At 68.8% G+C, this 18,815-nt stretch carries 22 protein-coding genes; 8 read left to right on the forward strand and 14 right to left on the reverse strand.

Annotated elements, in window-relative coordinates; translation table 11 throughout:
* Nucleotides 1-64: 64 nt before the first annotated feature.
* On the forward strand, nucleotides 65-1,435 hold the full coding sequence (locus tag G7043_RS02930; RefSeq protein ID WP_166043560.1) for a neutral zinc metallopeptidase: 1,371 nt from the start codon (nucleotides 65-67) through the stop codon (nucleotides 1,433-1,435).
* Nucleotides 1,436-1,498: 63 nt separating this feature from the next.
* On the opposite strand, the gene G7043_RS02935 is transcribed toward G7043_RS02930, so the two are convergent.
* Genes G7043_RS02935 through G7043_RS02945 form a run of 3 tightly spaced genes read right to left on the reverse strand, consistent with a single transcriptional unit; the run spans nucleotide 1,499 to nucleotide 3,284 of the window.
* Complete coding sequence (locus G7043_RS02935) at nucleotides 1,499-2,233, reverse strand: hypothetical protein (protein ID WP_166043561.1); 735 nt, start codon at nucleotides 2,231-2,233, stop codon at nucleotides 1,499-1,501.
* Complete coding sequence (locus tag G7043_RS02940; RefSeq protein WP_166043564.1) at nucleotides 2,230-2,700, reverse strand: DUF6114 domain-containing protein; 471 nt, start codon at nucleotides 2,698-2,700, stop codon at nucleotides 2,230-2,232. The genes G7043_RS02935 and G7043_RS02940 overlap by 4 nt, the downstream gene beginning before the upstream one ends.
* A complete protein-coding gene (locus G7043_RS02945; RefSeq protein WP_166043566.1) occupies nucleotides 2,691-3,284 on the reverse strand; it encodes a DUF6230 family protein in 594 nt (197 codons plus the stop codon). The genes G7043_RS02940 and G7043_RS02945 overlap by 10 nt, the downstream gene beginning before the upstream one ends.
* A gap of 183 nt (nucleotides 3,285-3,467) precedes the next feature.
* Between G7043_RS02945 and G7043_RS02950 the strand changes: the two genes are divergently transcribed.
* Nucleotides 3,468-4,910 carry a neutral zinc metallopeptidase gene (locus G7043_RS02950; protein WP_166043568.1) on the forward strand — a complete coding sequence of 481 codons (1,443 nt, stop codon included), beginning with the start codon at nucleotides 3,468-3,470 and terminating at the stop codon, nucleotides 4,908-4,910.
* 31 nt (nucleotides 4,911-4,941) lie between these two features.
* Nucleotides 4,942-5,736, forward strand: a complete 795-nt coding sequence (locus G7043_RS02955) for a helix-turn-helix domain-containing GNAT family N-acetyltransferase (RefSeq protein WP_313887680.1) — start codon at nucleotides 4,942-4,944, stop codon at nucleotides 5,734-5,736.
* Nucleotides 5,737-5,749: 13 nt separating this feature from the next.
* On the opposite strand, the gene G7043_RS02960 is transcribed toward G7043_RS02955, so the two are convergent.
* From G7043_RS02960 to G7043_RS02970, 3 genes are read right to left on the reverse strand one after another with little or no spacing between them, the layout of a single operon-like run.
* Nucleotides 5,750-6,229 (reverse strand): YbaB/EbfC family nucleoid-associated protein, encoded by a 480-nt coding sequence (locus tag G7043_RS02960; RefSeq protein ID WP_166043570.1) that lies wholly within the window; start codon nucleotides 6,227-6,229, stop codon nucleotides 5,750-5,752.
* Nucleotides 6,226-7,164 carry a hypothetical protein gene (locus G7043_RS02965; RefSeq protein WP_166043572.1) on the reverse strand — a complete coding sequence of 313 codons (939 nt, stop codon included), beginning with the start codon at nucleotides 7,162-7,164 and terminating at the stop codon, nucleotides 6,226-6,228. Before G7043_RS02965 ends, G7043_RS02960 begins: the two co-directional genes overlap by 4 nt.
* Nucleotides 7,161-7,481 (reverse strand): hypothetical protein, encoded by a 321-nt coding sequence (locus G7043_RS02970; protein ID WP_166043574.1) that lies wholly within the window; start codon nucleotides 7,479-7,481, stop codon nucleotides 7,161-7,163. Before G7043_RS02970 ends, G7043_RS02965 begins: the two co-directional genes overlap by 4 nt.
* 128 nt (nucleotides 7,482-7,609) lie before the next feature.
* Between G7043_RS02970 and G7043_RS02975 the strand changes: the two genes are divergently transcribed.
* Complete coding sequence (locus tag G7043_RS02975; RefSeq protein ID WP_207310531.1) at nucleotides 7,610-8,152, forward strand: hypothetical protein; 543 nt, start codon at nucleotides 7,610-7,612, stop codon at nucleotides 8,150-8,152.
* Nucleotides 8,153-8,163: 11 nt separating this feature from the next.
* The gene (locus tag G7043_RS02980) at nucleotides 8,164-8,763 is read left to right on the forward strand and encodes a hypothetical protein (protein WP_166043576.1); all 600 of its coding nucleotides are present in this window, start codon (nucleotides 8,164-8,166) and stop codon (nucleotides 8,761-8,763) included.
* 152 nt (nucleotides 8,764-8,915) lie between these two features.
* On the opposite strand, the gene G7043_RS02985 is transcribed toward G7043_RS02980, so the two are convergent.
* Genes G7043_RS02985 through G7043_RS03000 form a run of 4 tightly spaced genes read right to left on the reverse strand, consistent with a single transcriptional unit; the run spans nucleotide 8,916 to nucleotide 12,872 of the window.
* On the reverse strand, nucleotides 8,916-9,884 hold the full coding sequence (locus G7043_RS02985) for a tetratricopeptide repeat protein (RefSeq protein ID WP_313887681.1): 969 nt from the start codon (nucleotides 9,882-9,884) through the stop codon (nucleotides 8,916-8,918).
* Nucleotides 9,881-10,705 (reverse strand): SCO6745 family protein, encoded by an 825-nt coding sequence (locus tag G7043_RS02990; RefSeq protein WP_166043580.1) that lies wholly within the window; start codon nucleotides 10,703-10,705, stop codon nucleotides 9,881-9,883. Before G7043_RS02990 ends, G7043_RS02985 begins: the two co-directional genes overlap by 4 nt.
* A gap of 10 nt (nucleotides 10,706-10,715) precedes the next feature.
* A complete protein-coding gene (locus G7043_RS02995; RefSeq protein ID WP_166043582.1) occupies nucleotides 10,716-12,518 on the reverse strand; it encodes a sialidase family protein in 1,803 nt (600 codons plus the stop codon).
* A gap of 48 nt (nucleotides 12,519-12,566) precedes the next feature.
* On the reverse strand, nucleotides 12,567-12,872 hold the full coding sequence (locus G7043_RS03000) for an MTH1187 family thiamine-binding protein (protein WP_086663772.1): 306 nt from the start codon (nucleotides 12,870-12,872) through the stop codon (nucleotides 12,567-12,569).
* Nucleotides 12,873-12,922: 50 nt separating this feature from the next.
* Between G7043_RS03000 and G7043_RS03005 the strand changes: the two genes are divergently transcribed.
* From G7043_RS03005 to G7043_RS03015, 3 genes are read left to right on the forward strand one after another with little or no spacing between them, the layout of a single operon-like run.
* Nucleotides 12,923-13,420, forward strand: coding sequence for a MarR family winged helix-turn-helix transcriptional regulator (locus G7043_RS03005; protein ID WP_166043584.1), 498 nt, complete (start codon nucleotides 12,923-12,925; stop codon nucleotides 13,418-13,420).
* Nucleotides 13,421-13,452: 32 nt separating this feature from the next.
* Nucleotides 13,453-14,502: a phosphotransferase family protein gene (locus G7043_RS49755; RefSeq protein ID WP_166043585.1), complete on the forward strand. Its 1,050-nt coding sequence runs from the start codon at nucleotides 13,453-13,455 to the stop codon at nucleotides 14,500-14,502.
* On the forward strand, nucleotides 14,499-15,551 hold the full coding sequence (locus G7043_RS03015; RefSeq protein ID WP_166043587.1) for a phosphotransferase: 1,053 nt from the start codon (nucleotides 14,499-14,501) through the stop codon (nucleotides 15,549-15,551). The genes G7043_RS49755 and G7043_RS03015 overlap by 4 nt, the downstream gene beginning before the upstream one ends.
* On the opposite strand, the gene G7043_RS03020 is transcribed toward G7043_RS03015, so the two are convergent.
* From G7043_RS03020 to G7043_RS03035, 4 genes are all read right to left on the reverse strand, one after another.
* Nucleotides 15,523-15,858 (reverse strand): DUF3817 domain-containing protein, encoded by a 336-nt coding sequence (locus G7043_RS03020; RefSeq protein WP_166043589.1) that lies wholly within the window; start codon nucleotides 15,856-15,858, stop codon nucleotides 15,523-15,525. The genes G7043_RS03015 and G7043_RS03020 overlap by 29 nt on opposite strands.
* 70 nt (nucleotides 15,859-15,928) lie before the next feature.
* On the reverse strand, nucleotides 15,929-16,972 hold the full coding sequence (locus G7043_RS03025; RefSeq protein WP_166043591.1) for an ABC transporter permease: 1,044 nt from the start codon (nucleotides 16,970-16,972) through the stop codon (nucleotides 15,929-15,931).
* Nucleotides 16,969-17,880 carry an ABC transporter ATP-binding protein gene (locus tag G7043_RS03030; RefSeq protein ID WP_166043593.1) on the reverse strand — a complete coding sequence of 304 codons (912 nt, stop codon included), beginning with the start codon at nucleotides 17,878-17,880 and terminating at the stop codon, nucleotides 16,969-16,971. The genes G7043_RS03025 and G7043_RS03030 overlap by 4 nt, the downstream gene beginning before the upstream one ends.
* Nucleotides 17,881-17,958: 78 nt before the next feature.
* Entirely contained in the window at nucleotides 17,959-18,750 is a 792-nt protein-coding gene (locus G7043_RS03035) for a hypothetical protein (protein ID WP_166043596.1), read from the reverse strand.
* Between the last annotated feature and the right edge of the window lie 65 nt (nucleotides 18,751-18,815).

Below are 18,815 nucleotides of genomic sequence, written 5' to 3' on the forward strand. Positions count from 1 at the left end.
CTGTATGCGCTTGAGTTCGACGAGTAGGACGCCCCTCAAGCCGACCGGCAGGCACAATGGGTCCATGCGGCACCGGAGCATCGCGCTGATCGTCGCCACGGCCCTGCTGGCGGTGGGCTGCACCGCCGAGATCCCAGGGCGCCCGCGTGCCGCCAAGGTGGTGAAGAAGGAGGCCTCCACCCAGACCGTCCAGGTGCGCGGCTCGGACAACGGCCCGATCGACAAGCTGGCCGCGACCGCTCTGACGGACATCGACGAGTTCTGGCAGGAGTCGTTCCAGCAGACGTTCAACAAGCCGTGGAAGCAGCTGAGCGGCGGCTACTACTCCGTCGACACCGCGGACGCCACGGCGAAGCCCCCACCGTGCACGCAGAAGGCCGCGGACGTGGAGGGCAACGCGTTCTACTGCCCGGCCGCCGACGCGATCGCCTGGGACCGCGCGTCGCTGCTGCCGGTGCTGCAGGACCGCTTCGGCGAGGCCGCGGTGGTCGTGGTGCTGGCGCACGAGATCGGCCACGCGGTGCAGAACCGGATGGGCATCACGCCGGAGGCCGAGCGCCGCGAGCCGGAGAAGTACCCGACGATCCTCACCGAGGCCCAGGCCGACTGCTTCGCGGGCTCGTTCGTCCGCAACGTCACCGACGGCAAGTCCGGGCGCCTCGACATCGGCACGGACGCCCTGGACAAGGCCCTGGGCGCGCTGATCTCGTTCCGCGACCCGGTCGGCACCTCCCCGGAGGACGAGCAGGCGCACGGCAGCGCGTTCGACCGCGTGGCGGCGTTCCAGGACGGTTACGAGCAGGGTGCCAAGTTCTGCGCCGCGATGACGGTCCAGAACCGCCAGTTCACGCAGCGCGCGTTCACCACGGTCAAGGACCGTGCGAGCGGCGGCAACCTGGAGTTCGCGGTGATGCTCGAGTCGGTGACGCCGGATCTCGACGGTTACTTCAAGGGCCTGGCCACGGCGTCCGGCAAGACCTGGCCGTCGCCCAAGGCCGAGGGCTCGCCGTCCGAACCGAACTGCTCCGGCGACCAGGGTCCCGTCGCGTACTGCCCGGCGGACAAGACGATCAAGATCGACACCAGGGACGAGCTACCGGCCCTGCACAAGGAACTCGGCGACTACGCGACCGGCACGTTGATCGCGACCAGGTACGCGATGGCCGAGCTCGCCGCGCAGGGCAAGCCGACCGAGGGTGAGCAGGCCTCCGCCGCCGCGCTGTGCCTGGCCGGCGCCTACACGGGCGCGGTGTTCCAGCGCCAGGACGGGTTCGGGCTCTCGCCGGGTGACTTCGACGAGGCCGTGACCGTGCTGCTGCGCTTCGACTACGCGGCCCGTGACGCGAAGGGCGAGGACGCGGTGGATCCGGGGTTCGAGCGGGTGGCCCGGTTCCGCGAGGGCGTGTTCGAGGGCCCGAAGAAGTGCGGGCTCTGACCCGCAGCCAGACGTTGATGAGGGGAGCTTTCCCAAACCTGAGGTTTGGGAAAGCTCCCCTCATCAACGTCGGTCGACCGGTGCCTGGTCGGACACGACGGAGATGCGCGCGCCCGGAATGGTCAGGTTGCCACCGATCAGATCCGTGTTGCGCACCGTGACGTCGGTGAACGTCGCGAACGGCACGTCCAGGGGCGGAGGGTGCGCGGCCGTGTAGTCGACCGGGATCTTGATGCCGAGGATGTCCAGGTTGCCCTTGAGCTGCACCGTGAACAGCTGGATCAGCGGCGGCGGTTCCGGCTGGCCGGGGAGCCTCGTCCGGTTCACCGTGGAGGTGCTGCCCGCACGCGCCGCAGTGACGATCTTGTACCCCGGCGAGGCGTCGGCCGACTGCACCAGGTCCCTGATCTTCATGTCGCTCGTCGTGAACTTCAGGACCTTGATGACCTGGCCGTTCACCACCGAGTCGACGACCCCGACGTAGTTCAGCCCGCCGAGCTCCAGCCGGGACGCCGTCAGGGTCCACTCCCGCCCTCCCGCCGCCACCGGGGCAGGGGCCGGTGGCGGGGGCGCCGGCGTCGTCGAAGGCGGCACCGTGCTCGACGGAGGAGTCGGCACGGATGAGGACACCGGCGGCGGAGTGGCGCTCGTGCTCGAAACAGGTGGTGGCTCGGAGCTCGTCGTCGTCGGAGCCGGTGAGCTGCTGCTCGCCGGGGGCTCCGGCTCGGAGCTCGACGGCGGTTGCAGCGCCAGTACCGCGACCATGGCGACCGCGGCCATCGGCTGTGTTCGCATCATGTGGGTTGAACCCTCTGGGTCTGCTCAGGGCCCGGCTCGGATTCAGAACCGGATTCCGGTTCGAGCTCCGCGCTGTGCTCGCGCTTCGCCTTCTTCGGTTCCTTGGGCTCGTTCGTCCACGCCACCGCGAGCGCCCCGCCGAGGAGGCTCAGGATGGTGCCGACGAGGAACCCGCCGAGGTTGGTCACGACGAGCGCGACCAGCGACAGCAGCACCGTGACGATGCCCGCCGCGAGCCGGAACTTGGGCGCCACCCACAACGACACCGCGCAGATCGCCAGCAACGAGCCGATCAGCAGCGCGGACACGCCGCCGAGCGTCTGGATCGAGACGACCATGTCGCCGAGCTTCAGGTTGGCGTACGGCGGAACCAGGATGATGAATGCGCCTCCAGCCACGAACAGGCCGGCCCAGAAGGGCCGGCCACGTCGCCACGCGGTGAAGGCTCGCCAGAACCTCAGAAGCACTCTTGCTTCCCCTGGCGAATGGTCAGGCTCATGCCCGTGAACCTGATCGTCTGAGCCGTGGTGGACCAGGCCGTCTGCTGCAGGTTGGCGATCGTCGCCGAGTCAGCCTGCAGACCGAACGAACCCGGCAGACCCCTGAGGTTCGGCGGCCCCTTGGTCACCTTGCTCGCGTCGATGCCGATCTCGGGGTTGGCGAGCACCAGGTCACCGTTGAGGTCGGTCAGACCGACGACCAGGTTGTCCGCCGACATACCGCCGACGTCAGCCGCGGTGATGCGCATCGTCACGTCACCGACGATCGGCATGGCGGGCACGAACACCGACTGGCAGAACTTGTCGAGCGTGGCGGACTTGAAGCCGCTGACCGCGACGACGTGCGCCTGCCCGTTCGCGCTCGCGTCAATACCGCCGAACTGGACGAAACCCTGGCCCTTCAAGTTGGACGCGCCCACCTTGAAGCTCGTGCCGGACACCGCGAACGAGGCGGCCAGCGCTCCCTGGGACATGCCGAAGAGGAGGACACCAGCACCCACGGCACCCATACCGAGCACCCCGACGAACCGTGCCCAGCGCGTTCTACCCATACCGCCAAACTCCTTCCACACCGAAGGCTTGCAGGGACGGACTGTGCGCTCCGAAACATCGGTGATACAACGAAAACGAGTCCCCGCAGTCTTGAAATCACCCCTGGGGGTGAGACATTTTCACGTTTGGCCCCTGGTACTTGGCGAACGGCCCAGAACCACCACTTAGTAGGGTTCGCCCTCATGGGGATCGGACGAATCGCCGTCGCACTGGCCGCGACCGCAGCGCTGACCGCCTGCGCCTCCGTGGTCGAAGGCTCACCGAAGGGCGAGCGCCCGGACCCGACGAAGGTCGCGGGCCTGGAGATCTCCAACGGCCCGTCCGGCCCCAAGGCAGGTGTGCCGCACGCGGATTTGAGCGTGGAGAACGGTGACGGCGGCGAGATGGACCAGTTGGCCATCAACACCCTCGCCGACGTCCAGGAGTTCTGGAAGAACGAGATCCCCGCGTCGTTCGCCGGCAAGACCTTCGAGCCGGTCAAGCGATTCATCTCCTACGACTCCAACGGCAAGGGCGTCGAGGTCTGCAAGCTCAACACCACCGGCGTCGCCAACGCGTTCTACTGCGCCCTCGACGACAGCATCACCTGGGACCGCGGCGAGCTCCTCCCGATGCTCAAGGACTCCTTCGGCCCGATGGCCGTCGTGACCGTCCTCGCCCACGAGATGGGCCACGCCGTGCAGTACAAGCTCGGCCCGGCCTCGAACATCGGCGCCAACACCCCGTCGATCGTCAAGGAACAGCAGGCCGACTGCTACACCGGCGTCTTCATGCGCTGGATCGCCGAGAACAAGTCGAAGCACTTCGAGCTCTCCACCGGCGAGGGCCTCAACCAGGTCCTGCAGACGATGTTCTTCATCCGTGACTCGGCGGGCACGTCGTTCGAGAAGCAAGGCGCCCACGGCAGCGCGTTCGACCGCGTCTCGGCCTTCCAGTTCGGCTTCACCCGTGGTGCCGCCCGGTGCGCCGAGATCAACGAGGCCGAGATCGAGAAGCGCATCACCGAACGTACCTTCGACCTCTCGGACAAGGACCAGGGGCAGGGTCGCGGCAACGCCAAGATCAGTGAGGACAAGTACCTCAAGGCCCTCGAGGAGTCGCTGCGCGACGCCTACAAGTCGAGCGGCGCCGCGTTCCCTGCCTTCGACAAGGGCGGCATCACCCCCTGCGCCGACGCCCAGACCACGTCGCCCGCCTCCTACTGCCCGGCGGTCAACCAGGTCCAGCTGGACCTGGAGAACCTGGTCAAGATCGGCACGCCCCCGAAGAAGGGCTCCAAGGGCGGCATCGGCGACTTCGCGGCGTTCGCCGTGATCGCCTCCCGCTTCTCCCTCTCCATCCAGCAGGCGACCGGCTTCGACCTGGACGACGAGGCGGCGGGCCAGCGCACCGCCTGCCTGACGGGCGCCTGGGCGGGCCTCACCAACCGCCCGGACCCCGCCGCGGGCCTGCGCCTGTCCCCTGGCGATCTGGACGAGGCCGTGGCGGAGTTGCTGGCCGACGACAGCCTCATCGCCGCCGACGTGAACGGCAAGGCGGTCCCCTCCGGCTTCGCCCGCGTGGAGGCGTTCGGCGACGGCTTCTTCCGCGGCTCCTCGCTCTGCGTGAAGAAGTACTCGATTTGATCCTCCATCGACCAGCATCGATACTTGCCTCGTGCTAACCGATGAAGCCGCGACCTACGCCAGTTGGTTCGCGACCCTGTCCGACCCGACCCGCGTCCGCCTGCTCCACCACGTGGCCTCGGCGCCGGGCGCGGTGACCGTCGGCGAGTTGACGACGCTGCTCGGCGTGAGCCAGTCCACCTGCTCGCACCACGTCCGCAAACTGGCGGAAGTCGGCTTCGTCCACGTCCAGCGCGAGGGCACCGCCACCCTCGTCACGGTCAACCCCGCCTGCTGCACGGGCCTCCCGCACGCCGCTGACGCGGTGATGGGCGCCCTGACCACCGGCACGGTCCGCCCGGTCCCCGGCGTGACGATGCGCCCGATGACCGCCGCCGACTGGCCGGACGTCCGCCGCATCTACGGCGAGGGCATCGCCTCGGGCAACGCCACCTTCGAGACCGAGGTCCCGTCCCGCCGCACGCTCGAGTCCAAGTGGCTGCCGGACCACCGCTGGATCGCCGAGGTGGACGGCAGCACGGCGGGCTGGGCCGCGGCCACCCCGGTCTCGGCTCGCGAGTGCTACGCCGGGGTGGTCGAGACCTCGATCTACGTCAGCGCGTCGCACCAGGGCCGGGGGGTCGGCAAAACCCTGCTGCACCACCAGGTTTCGGCCGCCGACGCGGACGGCCTGTGGACCCTGCAGGCGGTGATCTTCCCGGAGAACCGGGCGAGCATCGCGCTGCACCACAAAGCGGGGTTCCGGACGGTGGGCGTGCGCGAGCGGATCGCCCAGCACCACGGCGAATGGCGCGACACCGTCCTTTTGGAACGGCGCCGCGCCTAGCTTTCCCGGCGGTTCACCAGGGTTCTTCCTTGAGCCAGCTGTCCGGTGGTCCCTCTTCGGCGTGGTCACCGGCCCGCTTCGACGGCGAGTTGCCGCGCACGGGCAACGCCAGCGTCACCGCTCCCGTCTCGGGTGCAGGCAGCAGGAACGGCGGCAGCGCCCTGATCACGCCTTCGTTCTGCAGCCGCACGTACACCTCGCGCACCTGGTTTCGCGCGTCGGCCGTCGCCTGGCGCACGACCGCGGTGATCGCGTGCGCCAGGTCGTCCTGCTTGGCCTGCTTGGTGAGGGGCGACAGTTCGAGCCGCAGGAGCAGGCCGGAGTGGTCCACGGTGGCGCGCACGTCACCGTGCTCGGACGCCGCCGTACCGCGCACCGCGGCGACCTGCTTCTCGGCCCACTCCCGCGCGTTCTGACGGCGGTCGGCCGTCGCGATGCCCTCCTCGGCCTGAGCGCGCAGCCGAGCCGCGCGCGCCTGCGCGTCCTCCGTCACAGGCCCGGCCGAGCGGGACCGCTGTCCGCTTCCTTCGGCTCCTTCACCAGGTCGTCGTGACTGATCTTGCCCGAAGGCTTGCGGCCGTCCTGGCGGAAGTCGTCGGGGTTGAACTTGTCGTCGGTGACGATGCGCGGCCGCGGCGGGTTGACCTCGGGCACACCGGAACCCGCCATGCTCTCCGCCACCGCGCGGAATCCCATGCGGACCTTCTCCATCTGCCGGCGACCGGTCTCCAGGATGGGCTCGCCCTGCCACGGCAGCGTGCCGATGACCTCCTCCGTGCTGCTCGCGTCGAGCACGGTCGAGTTCACGCCGGCCGCACCGGTCTGCAGCGCGTCACCGACCGCGAGCGTGGCGATGAACGCCGCCCCGGTACCGGCGGTAGCCGCCGCGACCCCGATCGACACCGCCGCCGACGCGAGCGTGATCATGATCTTGGCGTCCCTGATCTCACCGGCCTCGACACCCTTGTACCCGGCCTCGACGAGGGACAGCACGTCGTCGCGGAAGCTCGTGATCGCCTTCTCGTAGGCCTGCATCGCGTACTTCGCGGCCCGGACGACGTCCCGCTTGCGGGCGAGCGCGCCCTCGATGCTCGGCTGGCCGCGCAGGTACGAGCGGAAGCCGTCGGCGGCGTCGCCTTCCCAGTTCTCCAGGTAGAGGTCGATGTCGTTGAGCACGCCCTCGCAGAAGTCCTGGTCGATGTCGTCCGCGGCCTTGGACAGCAACGAGATCTCCTCGCGCACGCCCTCCAGCGCCACCTCGACGTCGATGAACCGGCCGAACTTGGCGAAGATGAGCTGGATGTCCTCCTTCGCCGTCGGGTAGCCCGCGTTCTTCTCCAGGTGGTCCGGGAAGAACCAGTCCTCCTGCTCGTCGAACTTCTTGCAGAAGTAGTCGGCGTGCTTCTGCATGTCTTCGGCCCAGCTCACGGCAGGATCCCTCCGAACGCGTTCCGGTTCTCGGTGTCCGCGGCGATGTACCGGTCAGCGACCTCGATGAGGGCCTTCTGCGCCAGTTCGAGGTTCTCCTCGTTCCGGGCGAACACGTTCAGGAGCATCGACCGCGTGCCGGCCCACTCGCCGTGCGCCTCGTAGACCTCGACGTCCCCGGCGAACGCCCGGCCGTCCAGCTGCTCGGTCTGGGCGATCTTGCCTCTGGCGGTGTGCGTGTGATCGATGAGCTTGCCGATGTCGTGCTTCGCCGTGTGCTTCAAACCCTCTGGTTCGGCGTGGAATCCCGTGCCCATCGTTCCCTTGTCCGTCTCAACTGATCTGCCGGCGCCAGGCTATGTCACCCTTTCGGGCGAAGATCGTCCGGTGCCGAAGTAACGCTCGGTGTCACCAATCTGTCAGCGGCCACTGACAACCTGGTGACATGGGGACACAGCGAACGTTCGCCGTGCTGATCTCCGCTCTGGTTTTGCTGGTAGCAGCGCCACTGACGGCAGCCGCCAACAGCTTCAGCCCGCACGCGGACAACAAGGCACACAGCTTCTTCTTCGACGACGACCTGAGCTCGGCACAGAAGTCCGGCGTCGACTGGGCGCGCAAGAACTCGCTCGCACCAACCGACATGACGACGAGCGTGAGCGCCAGATACACCACCAAGGTCGACGTGTGGGTGTACTCCACCTGGAACCCACCGGCAGACCTGAAGAACGCCTACGCGTGGGCAGGCTGCATCAAGCGCATCAACGCGGCCAAGTGCGAGCAGCACGAGCTCGTGATCAACAACAAGGTGCCGCACAGCAACTACAAGTCGCTCGGCTGCCACGAGATCGGCCACACCGTCGGCCTGGGCCACGCGTCGGGCAAGAACAGCTCGTACACCACGCCGAACCGCTCGTGCATGCGCGGAAACCCTGACCACAACTACTACTCCACGCACGACAAGAACCACATCAACGGCGCCTACTGATGAGGATTCACATGCGCACCATGTTGTTGGTGGGCGCCGCCGCACTGGCGCTCACCGCATGTTCGTCGACACCGGCCGCCAGCCCTGATTTCTGGAACGCCCACACCGTCGAAGGCTCGATGCCGGACGAACCGGAAACCGTCGAGCAGCTGGCCTCGCAGTCGCAGCTGGTGGTGCTAGGCACCATCAACGGCGTCGCGGAGGGCAAGGAGTACACCGACCCAGGCAAGCCGGCCCACCGCACGTCGAACGTGGCGATCCAGGTGGACAAGTCGAGCAAGCCCGGCGTCGCCAAGGCCGTCGTGGAGTTCTCCCGGCAGCCCGAGACGACCCTCTCGGACGTGGCCTCGGGCCTGCCGAAGGGCAAGTACGTCTTCTACCTGCAGCACTGGTACGACGGCCCGGACGGCCCCGTGTACGCCTGCACGTCCGTCGGCATGTGCGTAGTGGGCATCGACAACGGCACCATCGCGACGCCACGTGATCCCGGTCTGTCCGAGGACATGCGCTCGGAGGGACGCGTGCCCATGAAGAACCAGGCACCGTCGCCGAACGGCCTGACGGTGGACCAGATCTTCACCGACAGCGCGGCCGCGGTCCCCGCCGCCTGACAACGCGACGGCGTAGCCGAGCAGTCCACCCCTTCGCTGAGCAAGCGAGCCCGGCGGTGGGGCCCCGTCACGAGTGACGGGCCCCACCGCCGGCGCAACTACGAAACAGGCGGCCGCCCAACGCAAGGCGACCAGCCACCAAGCCGCGACCGTCAGTACAACGCGGAAGCCAGGTTCCGCCGAGCCGCGGCCACCCGAGGATCATCGGCGGGGAACAGCTCGAACAACCCGACCAAGTGCTGCCGCACCTTGTCCCGGTCATCCCCGTAAACCCGCCGAACGGTGTCGACAAGCCGCCGGAATGCTTCCTCGACCTGCTGCAACGCCACCTGAGCATCAGCAGCCGCGAGCTGAGCCTCAACGTCCTCCGGAGCAGCATCAGCCTTGGCGATCACCGCGGGGTCGACCCCCTCGGCCCGCTCAGCGAACCGAGCCTGCGCCAGCCCTTCCTTGGCCAGCTCGTTCCCAGGCTCAGAGGCCAGAATCTCCGAGTAGTACCCCTGAGCGGCAACGTAGTCACCACGCTCGAAGGCCTCCTCGGCGGCAACGATCCGAGGATCCTCGATCGGCTCCTCTTCAACAGCCCCAGGGACCTCCCCCGCCCGAGCCTCGCCGGCCCGAATCCCCGGCAGCCGGTCCCGCAACGCGTCCAGCAACCGGGCGATCCACGCCGACAGCTCGGCGTCGGCGAGCGGCCCGGCGAAAGCGTCGATGGGCTGACCAGCGGCGACGGCCACCACAGTCGGCACGGACTGGACGCCGAACGCCTGGCCGATCCGGGGCGCGGCCTCCAGGTCGACCCGCGCGAGGATCCACGCGCCGCCGGAAGCCGAGGCGAAACGGGTCAGCGAAGCGGCCAGCTGCTGCGACTCGGGGCTGTACGAGGCGCCCAGCAGCACCACCACGGGCACCTGCAGGGACTGCTCGACGACAGCCTGGAACGACGCCTCCGTGACATCCACGATCCAAGGCGCGGTGCCGTTGTCGGCACCAGGAGAAGCAGGAGGCGCGACGGCGGCCTGACGGGCGGCGTCGGCGCGCGCCTTCAGGGCACCGAGATCGACGGCGCCCGAGAGCGCGGCGGACAGTGCGGCGGTCTTGCGAGGATCAGGCCTTGTCACGTGTTCCATCCTGGCACGGCTAGTTCCCGGACCGGGTCCAGGGCCATCGGGTTGACGCGCATCGCCTCGTTGGCCGAAGCGATGCGTAGAGCGAGCGGTGTCATCAAGTCGATGAACCGCGACGTCGGACCGGCGCCCAACGCCTCCCAAGGTGCGGCGGCGGCCATGTCGGTCGCGCGCTCCACCGCGGCGAGGTCACCGGGCAGGTCCGCAACGGCGTCCCACTCCTCGACAGTCCAACCACGCGCGGCACGCATGTATGCCGGATCGAGGGAATGCTCACGCGCGTAGAGCGCAAGCGCTTGGCACGGTCCCACACCATGGGTCACGAGCGCAGCTACATGGCCGTCTCCGCGGGCCTCACGCAAGATCGTGCACGCATGCCACAACGCCAAATGCGGCTCAACGGGCCATGGCAACGCACGGTTCGCGGCCGCCAACGGACGTCCCGCAACGGGAGCGGCCAACGCAGCCTCACGGGCCAAGGAAGCAGCCTCGTGTATTTCAGGCGTGTCGACGTCGCCCAACAAACGACGCAACGCCCCGTCCACGCCCTCAAGTCGTACGCGCAAGTACGAGGAAGGTGAGGCGACCGCCCACGCGTCTGGCAGAGCGCGCGCGACCATGCGTGGCGCGAAGTTGTAGAAAACGGCCGTCACGAGCTCCGGCGACGCGGCGCCCAAAGGTGCCGCGCGCATGCCGAAGTACCCCATCCACCCGCCCTTGCAGCCCAGCGCGTCGGTCGCCGCGCGGGATTCGGGCGTGAAGTACGTGACGTCGTGGTAAGGCTCGAACCTCAACCACAGTTGCCTCGCGTCCACGCCCGACACGCTAACCCAGCGAACGTCTGTGCACGGATCCGCTCACCGTGCCGGCGTAGAGCGTTCGGCCATCCGAGGAGACGAGCAGCGACTCCACGCCACGTTCGACGTCCGGGCCGCCGAACACCGTCCACGAACGGCCTCCGTCCGACGACCGCAGCACGCCCTTGCTGGAGCCCTCGAACGAGATCGAGCCCAGGTACAGCACTCCGGACGGCGACATCGCGATCGCGGACAGCTGTTCAGCGGAAACGCCAGGTACCTCCACGAAAGAAGTCCCGTCGAACGACACGAACACCGAGTTCTGCCCGACCGCCACGACGTGCCGGGAATCGCGCGGATCCACCAGCACCGAGTTCATCCGTCCTGGCAACACCTGCTTCACCGTCAGCCCGGCGTCGGTGGACCGGTACAGGCCACCGGCGTCCGCGAGCCAGATGCCACCAGCGTCCGCCGCAATCGTCTTGATCCCACGCAAAGGCGAATGCACCCGTTGCACAAAGGACAGCCCACCGTCCAAAGACACGTAAAACGCGTTGACCAGGTAAGCACCCAGATAAACCCGACCAGGCACAACAGGGTCGAACACCAGAGAACGCGTGTTGCCCGGCATCTCGGCGTTGGTCACCCACGAACGACCACCGTCCAACGACCGTTCGACGAAAATCGTGTCCTGCGACCCGCGATACCCGTTCCGGCCGCGCAACACGACCCCGTCACGCGCCGCCAACGCCCCGATCCGGTTCCCGATGGCCGGCGGCGCGGACCCGTCGAAGTCCCACTCCTGCGCGACCACGGGCAGATCGGTCCGGTAGGACCCCTGCATCGTCCCGGCGATGATCGACCGCCCGGACACCGCCAGCGCCAACACGTGCGCCCCCGGCACTCCCACCCGCTTGAAGTGCTCGTGATCAGCGGTCGCGTAGACACCGCCGGACCCGTAGACCCACTGCCAGTCCGGCATGTCCGGGAAGCTGCCGATCTCGGTGTAGACGTCGACGCGCTCCACCGCGTCGGTCCGCTTCCAGGTCGCACCCAGGTCCGCGCTGATGAAGTGCCCGTCCAACGTCTGCACCTGGATCCAGCCGTTCGCGGTGATCCCGCCGTACAAGATCCACGACGACGTCCACGGCCCGGACACAGCACGCCAGGAAGCCCCGCGGTCGACGGACAGGTGCACCCCGCCGCTGAACTTGCGCGCCACCACGACGTCGCCGCGCGAGCTGATCTTGTCCGCCGGCACGTCGACCGAAGACCACTTCCCCGCCCGCAGCACGTGCACGACCCCGCCCGCGGCCACGACGAGGTCCGAGCCCACCACCTGCACGTCCTCGGCGGAAGCAGGCGAGCCGGGCAGCAACGACCACGTCAGCCCGCCGACCCCGCGATAGACGCCTTCCGCGGAGGCCGCGTACGAGAACGCTCCCCCGAAAGCGACGTCCTGCACCTCGGAAGGCGTCCGCAGAGCCACCGAGAACGACAGACCGCCGTCCACGGACCGCAGCACGGTCCCGGCACCGCCACCGCCCTCGTACCCGGCCACGAGCACGGTGTCCGGCCGCGCCGGATCAGCCGCCAGCGCGGCCCCGCGCATCTCCGGGAACGGCCGGCCCTGCCGCCAGCTGCGGCCCCGGTCGCCGGACCGGAACACCTGCTGGCCCGCGCCGGGCAACACGTAGGCGACGTCCTTGGCGAACGCCAGGTATCCGCCCGCTCCGTTCGGGCCGATGTTGTCCCACCTGGTGGACGGTCCGGCGTGCGCGGACGGAACGACCGCCAGCACCGCGGCCAGCAGAGCGATCATGAATCTCACGGGTGCGCCTCCGCTCGTCGATCGGGACGAAAAGCGGCGGCCCGGAGATCATGGCGTGTCGGAGAGGTGCTCCTCAACCCGTTGCACCTTGGCCGTCAGCTGACCGGTGTAGCCGGGCCGGATGTCCGCCTTGAGCACGAGGGACACCCGCGGGGCGCTGGCCTGCACGACCTCCGTCGCGCGCTTGACCACGGCCATCACCTCGTCCCACTCCCCCTCGATCAAGGTGAACATCGCGTTCGTCTCGTTGGGCAGGCCGGACTCCCGCACGACCCGGATCGCCTCGGCGACCGCCTTCGCCACGCTTCCCGAGGAGTCCGAACCGGACGGAGCGACGCTGAACGCGACAAGCACACGAACCTCCTGATGATCCTCTGGCGTACTGACTGGTAGCTTCGGTCCCCATGACACCGCTGCCGTTCGATCCGATCGCCCGCGCGGCCGACCTGTGGGACGAGCGCGTCGGTTCGGCGACGTCGATGGCCGCCGTCACGAGCGTCATGCGTGTCCAGCAAATCATCCAGTCCGCCGTGGACGCAGCCCTCAAACCGCACGGGCTCACGTTCGCGCGCTACGAGGCGTTGGTGCTGCTCTACTTCTCCCGCAAGGGCGCGCTGCCGATGCGCGTCATGGGCGAGCGCCTGCAGCTGCACCCCACGAGCGTCACGAACATCGTCGACCGGCTGGAGAGCGACGGCCTGGTCCGCCGCACGCCGCACCCGACCGACCGCCGCACCACGCTGGTGGAGATCACCGACGCCGGCCTGAAGCGCCGCGAGGACGCGACCGCGGCCGTCGTCGAGGTCAACCTGGGGCTCAAGGGCCTGACGGACCGGCAGACCGAGCAGCTCACCGATCTGCTCGCCAAGGTCCGCCGGGCGAGCGGCGACTTCGAGGACTGAAATCCGGTTGAGCGCGCCGCGATGATGGTCCCGTGACGGAACGGTCGATCATCGCGTTGGTCAGCGCCCCCAGCGCCCCCAGCGGGTTCGCGGGCCGCACCGACGCCATCGGGGTCTCCTCACCGTTCTGGAACCAGGTCCACGAGGTCAACGAGAAGCTCGAACAGCTTCTCGGCGTGCCCACGAGCGTCCTGCGGCTGGTCTCCGTCGAGAACGGCAGGTCGCCCGCCGGCGGCCTGGTCACCTACCACGTCGAAGCACACGGCGAACCCGACCGCACGCACCTGCACCCAGCCGACGAACCCGAGCCCGACGCCGAACACCGCCAGGAGTGGGCACGCAGGGGCGGCCCGGCCGAACTGGTCGCCTGGGCCGACACCCAGGTCGAACGCACCGGCCCACCCGTCCAGATGCGCACGTGGAACCTGTCGAGCGTGCACCAGCTGCCCACCGCGAACGGACCGGTGTGGCTCAAGGCGGTACCGCCGTTCTTCGCCGACGAGGGCATGCTGATCAAGACGGTCGCCGCGCACGACCCGGCACTCGTCCCCGGCCTGATCGCGTCCGCACCGCACCGCGTGCTGCTGCGCGACGAACCGGGCGGGTCCGGCTGGCCGCTCGAACCCGAGTACGTCGAGGACGTCGTGCCGCGCTGGGTAGCCGTGCAGCACGCACTGGCCGGCGAGCCCCTGGTGCGCCCGACTCCGGTGCCGATGCCGGACTTCGGCCTGCCCGACACGCTGCTGCACGGCGACTTCCACCCCGGCAACTGGCGAGCCAACGGCAAGATCATCGACTGGTCCGACGCCTCCTGGGGCCACCCGGCGCTCGACGTCTGCCGGCTGCTCGAAGTCGCACGGCCCGAGCACCACGAGCTGATCAGTCGCGTGTGGACGGAGGCCTGGCTGCGCCACCGTCCGCAAAGCCGTCCGCGCGAGGCACTGGAGGTCGCCCAGCGTGCCTACCTGCTGCACAGCGCGGTGAAGATCCAGGAGTTCCTGGACAACATCGAGGAATCAGAGCGGATCTACCACCTCGGTGGCGTGGAGATCGAGCTCAGGACCATCAGGGAGCTCCGATGATCGTCGACCGCCCGGACCGCTCGGTCATCGCCCTCGTCAGCACGCCCAGCGGTTTCGCCGGGCGCACCGACGTCATCCCGGTCGAGACGCCGAACTGGAACCACGTCGAGCCGATCAACACCGCGCTGCGGGACCTCCTCGGCGTGCCGACCAGCGTGCTGCGCCTGGTGTCGGTCGAAGGCGGCCGCGTCCCGTTCGGCGGTGTCGTCACCTATCACGTGGAAGCGCACGGGGAACCGGACCGCTCGAAGCTGAAGCCCGCGACCGAGCCGGAGCCCGACGCCGAACACCGCCACCCGTGGGCACGCAAAGGCGGGCCGGCCGAGCTCGTCGAGTGGGCCGACACGGTGATCACCCGCACCGGACCGGCCGAGCAGATCAGGACCTGGAACCTGTCCAGCGTGCACCGGCTGCCCACCACGAACGGACCGGTGTGGCTGAAGGCCATCCCGCCGTTCTTCGCCGACGAGGGCGAGGTGATCAAGATGGTCGCCGCGCACGACCCGACGCTGGTGCCCGAGGTGCTCGCCAGCGCGCCCGGCCGGGTGCTGCTCAGCCAGGCCGACGGCGGCAACTGCTGGCACCTGACCGAGGAGATGATCGAGCGGGTCGTGCCGCGCTGGGTCGCGGTGCAGCACGCGCTCGCGGGTGAACCGCAGCTCACGCCGACCACGGTGCCGATGCCGTCGTTCGGCCTGCCGGACACGCTCACCCACGGCGACTTCCACGCGGGCAACTGGCGCGACAGCGGCGTGGTGATCGACTGGTCCGACGCGTGCTGGGGGCACCCGGCGCTGGACGCGTGCCGGCTCATCGAGTTCTTCCCGGACCAGCGCGACGTGATCAGCCGGGTGTGGAGCGAAGCCTGGCTCGCCCACCGCCCGGACAGCCGGCCGGTGCAGGCGCTCGAAGTCGGCCACCGCGCGTCACGCCTGCACAACGCCGTGAAGTACCAGGAGTTCCTGGACAACATCGAGCAGTCCGAGCGGATCTACCACGAAGGCGACCCGCAGGGAGAGCTCAGAGCTGTTCGGCGGCTGGTGCGGTAGAGGTCTCGGCGAGGCGGCCGGTCTTCGTGGCCCAGCGCTCGAAGATCACCGTGCCGAACGGCGGGATGCTCGACACCAGGCCGAGCACCAGCGTGCGGACGTCCCACTTCAGCGGGTCCTTCGCCATCAGCGTGACGAGCACGAAGCCCACGAAGATCAGGCCGTGGATCGGGCCGAAGATCTTGACGCCGATCTCGTTCTGCACGACCACGTACTTGAAGAACATCCCGAGCAGCAGCCCCGCCCAGGAGATCGCCTCGGCGAGGGCGAAGATGCGGAACCGTCCAGCCGCTGTGGAGAACGTCATGGCTCCCCATCATGAACCGTGACGGGGAGCACACGACCACCGGGCCTGTCCGGGTATGTCTTGGTATGTCCTATTCCTCCCACTTGAAGACGCGCGAGGCGAGGAACCCGACCACCAGCGAGAAGCCGACCAGGATCGCCGCCGGCATCGCGAGCGCCTCGATCCCCTTGCCCCGCACCAGCACGTCGAGCATGCCGTCGTTCATGTGCCGCAACGGGAAGATCTTCGACACGGTCTGCAGCCACGCGGGCGCCTGGTCGACGGGGAAGAACGTGCCGGACAGGAACGCCATCGGCAGCACCACGATGTTCGCCGCCGCGGAGGCCGCCTCCTCGGTCTTGGCGAACGCGCCGACCAGCATGCCGAGCGCGAAGAACGCGATGGTTCCCAGCAGCAGCAACGGAATCGCGAGCCACCACGACCCGGACAGCCGCAACCCGAACACCGGCAGCGACGCGATGCCGATGAAGATCGCGCCCTGCACCAGCGCGACGCCCGTGCTGACCAGGATCCGCGACGACAGCACGGAAGCAGCGGAAACCGGTGCCAGCCGGATCCGCCGCAGCACCTGCTTGCGCCGCCACGACACCAGCGTCAGCGCCGACCCGAACACCGCGGACACCGCCACACCCCAGGACAGGATGCCGGGCGTCAGGAACTGGATGGGCTTGAGGGAGGCGTCCTCGACCTTCTCCGCGGCGAACGTGAACTTCGGCGGCTGACCGGTCGCGGCGAGGTTCGCCTTGTCCACGAACCCGTTGACGATCCCGAGCACGGTCGCGGACTTGACCTGGTCGCTCTGCGCGAACCGCACGTCGAGCTGCTGGCCGCGAATGATCAACGCCGCGGGCAGGTCGCCGTCCTTCACCTTCTGCACGGCGGCGTCGACGTCGTTGTACGACTCCAGTTCCAGCGCACCGCTGTCGCGCAGCGCCGAGACGATCGGGCCGTCGCCGACCACCGCGATCCTGGTCTTGTCCGCGCCGACGTCGCGCAGGATCAGGCCGAAGATGATGAGGAACATCAACGGGAACAGGAAGGTGAAGAACAGCGTCACCTTGTCCCTGATGAACCCCTTGAGCATCGCCACCGAGAGCGTCTTGAACGCGGTCATGCGCGGTACTCCCGACCGGTCAGGTTGAGGAACACGTCTTCGAGGGTGGCCGTGCGGACCTGCAGGCCGTCCAGCGCGCCGCGGTCGGCGAGCGCGGACAGCACGGGAGCCGGGCGGCGGGTGGAGATGGTCAGCGACACCTCGTTCTCGTGCGCTTCATCGACACCGTCGAGCGAGGAGGCGTCCACGACGGACAGCACGCCCTTCTGCAGCGTCACGTGGGTCGGCGCGTCCAGACCGCGCACCAGCACCGCGGGCGGATCGAGCGCGAGGATCTTGCCGTTGTCCATGATGGCCACGCGGTCGCAGAGGATCTCGGCCTCGTCGAGGTAGTGCGTGGTGTAGACGATGGTCTTGCCGCGTTCCTGGATCGCGCGCAGCACGTCCCAGAGGTTGCGGCGGGCCTGCGGGTCGAGCGCCGCGGTCGGTTCGTCCAGGAACACGATGTCCGGGTCGTGCACCAGCGCGCACGCGATCGAGAGCCGCTGGCGCTGGCCGCCGGAGAGCTTGTTCTCCTGCTCGTTCGCCTTGTCCGCCAGCCCGACCAGCTCCAGCATGTCGGCCGCGGTTGCGCGGCTCACGCCGTAGAGCGAGCCGAACGTCTGCAGCTGTTCCTTGGCGGTCAGCTTGTCGAAGAACGACGTCGCTTGCAGCTGCACGCCGATGCGGGGCAGCAGCTTCACGTTGCGCGGCCAGGGGCTCTCCCCGAACAGCCGCACCTCGCCGCTGTCGGGCTCGCGCAGACCCTCGATGATCTCCAGCGTGGTGGTCTTGCCGGCGCCGTTGGGACCCAGGATGCCGAAGAACTCGCCCTCGGCCACGGTGAACGAGACCCCGTCCACCGCTTTCAGCTCGCCGTAGCTCTTGCGGTCGTCCCGCACCACGACCGCCGACCGTTCCTCTGTCATGGCGCGGACGTTAGGTCACCGCGAGCTCGTTCGCGGGGCGGAACGACGAAAGTCGGCGCGAAGTCGAGACGTTCGAAGTCAGCTGCCCACAACGAGGAGCGGACTCGCGGTGTACACGTCGTTGAGCCTGCGCAGGGCCGCGGCGAACTGGTCGAAGCGGGCACGCGGCACGGCCGCGCGCACCTCGCTGATCATCTGCCACAGGAAGCGGTGCTCGGAGGTCTCCACGATCGGCAACGGCCGGCCGGCGCCGACGTCGCGGGCGAACTCGAGCGCCACCGTCGCGGCGCGCAGGCACGCGGTCGCGAGCGTCACGCAGTCCTCGACCAGCGGGCTGTCGTCCTGGGCCCGCACGACGCCGCTGACGGCGAACCGGACGGCCTGCATCAGCGCGAGGTAGAGGCGCTGGCCGGACTGGGCGCGTTCGTGGGGCAGGTGTTCGGTGCCGGGGCCGGGAGTCACGACGGTCATGCCGACCTGAGGACGGCGCAGCACGTGGTCGAAGAGCGCGGTCGGCGCCCAGAGCAAGGTGCGCCAGGAGTCCTCGCTGACCGAGGTGCCCATCCTGGCGGCGTTCTCCAGCACGTCCAGGTAGGCGATCAGGATGCCGGACAGGAAGACGCCGCCGCGGTCGCCGCCCACCCGCACGATGCCGAACCGCTCGTCGTGACCGGTCTGGACCCCGTAGCCGGGCGTCCACTCGATCACGTCGCTGCTCGCGAGCACGACGCGAGCCAGTCGCTGGTGCACGGGCGGCGCCGAGAGCACCGTGTCGTCCAACCCCATCTGGACGAGCATGGACGCAGCGTGCCGCAACGACTCACGTCTGTGCGGCACGAGGTCGGGGTGCAGCAGACGGAACGGTTCCACGTCGCCCCCTCCCCTTCCGTTGGTTGTACCCACAATGAACGGCAGGGGGCGTGAAGTCATCCGGA

The sequence above is a fragment of the Lentzea alba genome, from assembly GCF_011067745.1.
Lineage (GTDB): Bacteria > Actinomycetota > Actinomycetes > Mycobacteriales > Pseudonocardiaceae > Lentzea > Lentzea alba.

Coding starts and splice junctions, on each gene's coding strand:
- G7043_RS02930 (WP_166043560.1), top strand. CDS start 65: ATGCGGCACCGGAGCATCGCGCTGATCGTCGCCACGGCCCTGCTGGCG.
- G7043_RS02935 (WP_166043561.1), bottom strand. CDS start 2,233: ATGATGCGAACACAGCCGATGGCCGCGGTCGCCATGGTCGCGGTACTG.
- G7043_RS02945 (WP_166043566.1), bottom strand. CDS start 3,284: ATGGGTAGAACGCGCTGGGCACGGTTCGTCGGGGTGCTCGGTATGGGT.
- G7043_RS02950 (WP_166043568.1), top strand. CDS start 3,468: ATGGGGATCGGACGAATCGCCGTCGCACTGGCCGCGACCGCAGCGCTG.
- G7043_RS02970 (WP_166043574.1), bottom strand. CDS start 7,481: ATGGGCACGGGATTCCACGCCGAACCAGAGGGTTTGAAGCACACGGCG.
- G7043_RS02975 (WP_207310531.1), top strand. CDS start 7,610: ATGGGGACACAGCGAACGTTCGCCGTGCTGATCTCCGCTCTGGTTTTG.
- G7043_RS02980 (WP_166043576.1), top strand. CDS start 8,164: ATGCGCACCATGTTGTTGGTGGGCGCCGCCGCACTGGCGCTCACCGCA.
- G7043_RS03005 (WP_166043584.1), top strand. CDS start 12,923: ATGACACCGCTGCCGTTCGATCCGATCGCCCGCGCGGCCGACCTGTGG.
- G7043_RS03015 (WP_166043587.1), top strand. CDS start 14,499: ATGATCGTCGACCGCCCGGACCGCTCGGTCATCGCCCTCGTCAGCACG.
- G7043_RS03020 (WP_166043589.1), bottom strand. CDS start 15,858: ATGACGTTCTCCACAGCGGCTGGACGGTTCCGCATCTTCGCCCTCGCC.
- G7043_RS03025 (WP_166043591.1), bottom strand. CDS start 16,972: ATGACCGCGTTCAAGACGCTCTCGGTGGCGATGCTCAAGGGGTTCATC.
- G7043_RS03030 (WP_166043593.1), bottom strand. CDS start 17,880: ATGACAGAGGAACGGTCGGCGGTCGTGGTGCGGGACGACCGCAAGAGC.